This window comes from Chitinophagaceae bacterium, assembly GCA_030053935.1.
GTDB lineage: Bacteria > Bacteroidota > Bacteroidia > Cytophagales > JASGCU01 > JASGCU01.
On record JASGCU010000089.1, the window covers coordinates 1 to 1,217 of the forward strand.

Below are 1,217 nucleotides of genomic sequence, written 5' to 3' on the forward strand. Positions count from 1 at the left end.
TAAACATTTGTACTTCTAATCCCATCCTTCGCTCATCCACAAACCGTTAATAGTAAGTATAAAAAGAAAAACAATCACAACAAAAAATGGTAACAAAATCAAATCTTCATTATCAAATAATCACTGGAATCATAAAAAATGGATTCGCACCTTCCGTTGACGACCTTGCTAAAACTTTGCAAACTGACAACAAACAAGTTATTAATGGACTGTATGAACTGCAAGAATATCACGGTGTAGTTTTACACCCAAATGAACCGAAAGTTTGGGTAATACATCCATTTTCATTAGCCCCGACAAATTTTTATGTGCAAACAAAAGATGGACAATGGTGGGGAAATTGTGCTTGGTGTTCATTGGGAATTGCCGCACTTCTTAACGAAGACGTGAAAATAACAACAACCATTGGAGCAGAAACAAAACAAATGGAAATAAATATTGTAAACGGACAAATTCAAGATACTAATTATTTCATTCACTTTCCAATACCAATGAAGCATGCTTGGGACAACGTTATGTACACTTGTAGCAATATGTTGGTGTTTGAAAACGAAGGACAAGTAGACAGTTGGGCAAAACGCCATAACATTCCAAAAGGAGACATTCAACCAATAGAGAAAATATGGAACTTTTCAAAAAAATGGTACGGTAATCATCTCAATCCAAAATGGACAAAATGGACAGTAGAAGATGCAAAACGAATTTTTAGGAAGTATGAACTGAAAGGTAAAATTTGGAATCTAAGTGAATCAAAAGAACGATTTTGATGATAGACAGAAGAAAACGAACCACTCACATCTGTTTGGCAAAACGTGCTAAAAAAGCGTACGTGAAAACATGAACAAAAAAACCTGTTGAAAATAAAATTTGTATTACATTTGTAAAACTCAATAAAAGTAGTATGTCTAAATTTTTTAATTTTATAAGTTTTGTTAGAACAGCATATAACGGAAAAGTTAGAATTAACTTTCAAGGAAATATTTATGTTAGAAGTGAGGATGTATTTAAAGATACTGACAAACCAAAAAAATTTATTAGTAAATTAAAAGAAGCGACCATTGCTTACAATAAAAAAGTAAGATTCAAAAAAAAATATAATTTGTGGAATCTCTAAAAATAAATGTTTTATATTCATATTTGATTTATTTTTGTGAAATAATATATAATATAATGAAACATGACATATAGCAAATACATAACCACCCCGAAATAGCTGT

Annotated in this window: 2 protein-coding genes; both read left to right on the top strand. The window is 30.7% G+C overall.

The window, feature by feature from the left end; all coding sequences use genetic code 11:
- Window positions 1–86: 86 nt before the first annotated feature.
- A complete protein-coding gene (locus tag QM536_08305) occupies window positions 87–767 on the top strand; it encodes an alkylmercury lyase family protein (protein MDI9357006.1) in 681 nt (226 codons plus the stop codon).
- A gap of 134 nt (window positions 768–901) precedes the next feature.
- Window positions 902–1,114: a hypothetical protein gene (locus QM536_08310; GenBank protein ID MDI9357007.1), complete on the top strand. Its 213-nt coding sequence runs from the start codon at window positions 902–904 to the stop codon at window positions 1,112–1,114.
- The last annotated feature ends 103 nt before the right edge of the window (window positions 1,115–1,217 follow it).

What these genes read in the sequence shown, in the direction of transcription:
- QM536_08305 (MDI9357006.1), top strand. Translation starts at nt 87, where the DNA reads ATGGTAACAAAATCAAATCTTCATTATCAAATAATCACTGGAATCATA.
- QM536_08310 (MDI9357007.1), top strand. Translation starts at nt 902, where the DNA reads ATGTCTAAATTTTTTAATTTTATAAGTTTTGTTAGAACAGCATATAAC.